The 3,009-nt window shown below is 39.2% G+C and carries 3 protein-coding genes and 1 tRNA gene; 2 read left to right on the top strand and 2 right to left on the bottom strand.

The annotated features are described in order from the left end of the window. Positions 1–263, top strand: a 263-nt coding sequence (locus QTO00_RS17445) for a diguanylate cyclase (protein WP_331425908.1), incomplete at its 5' end; no start/stop codon positions are given. Between the two features lie 130 nt (positions 264–393). Continuing rightward, positions 394–468 (top strand) — tRNA-Gly (locus tag QTO00_RS17440). Between the two features lie 455 nt (positions 469–923). On the opposite strand, the gene QTO00_RS17435 is transcribed toward QTO00_RS17440, so the two are convergent. Beyond that, complete coding sequence (locus QTO00_RS17435; RefSeq protein ID WP_331425907.1) at positions 924–1,931, bottom strand: LacI family DNA-binding transcriptional regulator; 1,008 nt, start codon at positions 1,929–1,931, stop codon at positions 924–926. Positions 1,932–2,008: 77 nt separating this feature from the next. Then, a partial coding sequence (locus QTO00_RS17430; protein ID WP_331425906.1) for an ABC transporter ATP-binding protein occupies positions 2,009–3,009 on the bottom strand: 1,001 nt, incomplete at its 5' end.

The following is a 3,009-nucleotide window of genomic DNA, read 5'->3' as shown; positions in this document are numbered from 1 at the left end:
GAGTGGGTGGTGAAGAGTTTGCAGTGGTGCTCAGTGACCTGAGTTTTAATCGTTCCATAGCGATAGCCGAAGCCATCTGTTCTGCCATTCGGAATATTGATTTTGAATGTTTAGACAAAGACCCAAACAGGGTCACGGTGAGTTTAGGTTGTGCATATTATGCTCATGCTGACTTAACCCAATCACTTAATGACGCAGACCATCTAATGTATCAATCAAAATTGGAAGGGAAGAATCGCGTTAGCGCAAAGGCTTTTGTATAGCGAAGAATGGCTGCAAAAACAGCATCTGAGCCTCAATCTGATGCTTAGTTCACCACTTAACCCGTTTAGTGGCAAAAATTACTTTTCTTTTCAGTTATCTGTGGCATATTGAAACGGTCTTAGAGATGATGCGTGCATCGTATAATGGCTATTACCTCAGCCTTCCAAGCTGATGATGCGGGTTCGATTCCCGCTGCACGCTCCAAGTTTCATTTGCAAAACTTACTTCTAAAAAACAAGAGTTATCAGCGACTTCGTTGATTTATATTCATTTTTCATAAAGCTAGTACTCAAATATACCAAGTGAATGCGTTGGCCCTGCGACCATTTTGAGACCAAATCTAGACCGTTTTGTTTTTCATCGAGGCCAATAATGAGCCGAAGATGGCTAGTGTCTTTAGGGCTTTGTTCATACATTCACCTTTTTATATTCACATTTGGTTATCTTAAAGATGTAAATAATATAACAGCGAAAACTAATTTATAGGTGAGGTATTAAATTGTTAGTGACTTATTTAGTAAAGTGATTTGCGTAGTTGTGATTACGGATAAATTATTCAAATAAATTTACTCATATAATTGTGAGCATGGCCTAACTAAAAAATAATTAGGTAATTCTCATAACTTATGGCTTCTTACTAACCTGAATTTGGATCGAAGTTAGTCAATTATAAAACTATCTCGCCAGATAAATTCATGACCAAATAAAACCGTTTTTTTGTATTTTCTTCCTTCTACGACTTCAATAAACATATCTATTGCTACTTCTCCCATTTCGAACGGGAACAGTCGCATTGTAGAAAGGCTTGGGCTCATGTGCCGGGCTGAAGAGATATCATTGGTTCCAATGACTTGTATATCGTTTGGAATGGTTAATCCTGCCTCATAAATAGCCCGATAAACACCAACGGCCACCATATCTGTCGCAGCGTAGACCAAGTCGGGAAGCTCATCGAGTTGTAGCATTTCTTTCATCGCTTGATATCCCGACTCGATGCAATACTCTTTACTCACTTTACATAGTGCATCATGATACAACCCGTTTTCTTTGGTGATTTTACGAAAAATATGTAAACGCTCCTCATTATTTCCAATAAAAGCTGGTCGCTTACAATGGCTTTTTAGCACATTTTGCATAACGTCATTGGATAACGCCAACCGGTCAATTAAGAGTGCATCGGTTTTGCTGCCTAAAGGATTCGAGTCAACAAATATGATACTGTGATTAGCTTGATATATCGTATCTACAACATGTTTGGAGAAATGACCGACTGCAATGATGGCGGGAGCATTTTCTATTAGATCTATATTGATATCGATCTGGTCTAAATGAAGTGTTCTTAGATTGATGCCTTTTTCTAAGCAACGATTTTGGATTCCAGCACGAATAGAAGTGAAATACGGGTCATCTATTTCCTGTGTAGGCGTTAAAAAGTTCAACATAACAACATCATGTACGCTAACTGACTCATTAGTTTTGGTTACTTCATGATGAACAAACTGTTTTTTACTGCGTTTAGGGGATTGATAGCCAAGAGATTCGACTGCCTCCAAAATAGCCAGCTTTTTCTCTTCACTTACAGACAAAGTAGGGTCTTCGTTAAGAAAGCGAGAAATAGTGGAAGTAGAAATCTTTGCCCTTTGTGCAATGTCTTTAAGTGTAGCCAAAAGATTACCCTATATTGTTTTTATCGGATGTTCCTATTATGCCAAAGAGCATTTGAATGCTCTTTGGCACTGAAACGTTAATGTGTTGATTGTACCGAATCAAATTTAATGGCGTTTCCATCAGGTTCAAAAATGTGTAAGTAAGAAGGTGATGTAAATAACGAAATTGACTCGCCAGGTTTTACTTGTGTATCCCCATGGTGCAGGTATTTAAAGTCATCCACGCCACCACATTGGCCAAATATGTATGTCATACCTCCAAGCCTTTCGACAACTTCACATTGGAATTCAAGTGCTATCAGATCTGGATTTGTTGTAAGATGTTCAGGTCTAATACCTAACGTTAGTTTTTTACCTATTTCAATCTTATCTATCTGTATTGGTAAAGTGATGGAATGGCCTACATCTAGATTCACGGTTAAGCTTGTTTGATCCCAATCTTTAACGCTACATGGAAGAAAATTCATTTTGGGTGAGCCAATAAATCCGGCCACAAATCTGTTAATAGGATTGTGATACAAGTCCATTGGTGAGCCAACTTGTTCAACTTTCCCATCGCGGAGTACCACAATTTTGTCAGCTAATGTCATAGCTTCAACTTGGTCGTGTGTTACATAGATCATGGTTGATTTGAGTTCTTGGTGTAGCTTCGCAATATGTAAGCGCATGTCGACACGTAGTTCTGCATCAAGATTTGATAAAGGCTCGTCAAACAAGAATACTTTTGGGTCTCTCACGATAGCGCGACCGATAGCAACTCGTTGACGTTGGCCACCTGAAAGCTGGGCAGGTTTACGATCAAGTAGGTGCTTTAACTGTAGAGCTTTGCCGACTAGTTGAACTTTTTTGTCTCGCTCTTCTTTTGGCACTTTATTTACTTTTAGTGAGTACCCCATGTTTTCTGCTACGGTCATATGTGGATATAGAGCATAAGACTGGAATACCATCGCAACTCCTCGTTCTGATGGTGGAGTATCGTTAACGACATTGCCTGAAATAGATATTGCTCCATCACTAATATCTTCTAAGCCTGCAATCATACGCAAGAGCGTTGATTTACCGCAGCCCGATGGGCCAA

It is taken from the genome of Vibrio sp. M260118 (assembly GCF_036533755.1).
Classification (GTDB): domain Bacteria; phylum Pseudomonadota; class Gammaproteobacteria; order Enterobacterales; family Vibrionaceae; genus Vibrio.
This window is presented reverse-complemented; position numbering and strand designations above follow the sequence as displayed.